Here is a 261-nt window from a genome sequence, read left to right on the forward strand (position 1 = left end):
TTTGCTTTTCCTATTCTCGGGTCTTTTCTCGACCCTGAAGCTCCCAGTCACGCAGTGTCGAACGTTCTGAGATCTCAACACCCAACTGGATGTTTTCTTCCTCCGTCACAAGGTCACTGTCAAGCAAAGCCAAGGCATAGCCTTCGGCGCGGGCCAGGCACGTACCTAATTCCCCACGCACCTCGACAGCCATAATTTCGGCCATCAATTCGCGCCACGCGGTCCAATGTTTTGCGGTGGTGCGACTGAAGGTTTCGATCG

1 protein-coding gene is annotated in these 261 nt (G+C 54.0%); it reads right to left on the minus strand.

Annotated elements, in window-relative coordinates; genetic code table 11:
• Window positions 1-10 precede the first annotated feature (10 nt).
• A partial coding sequence (locus AC3XQU_RS24165; RefSeq protein WP_489876659.1) for a hypothetical protein occupies window positions 11-261 on the minus strand: 251 nt, incomplete at its 5' end.

It is taken from the genome of Telluria sp. AZSoR62 (assembly GCF_058111565.1).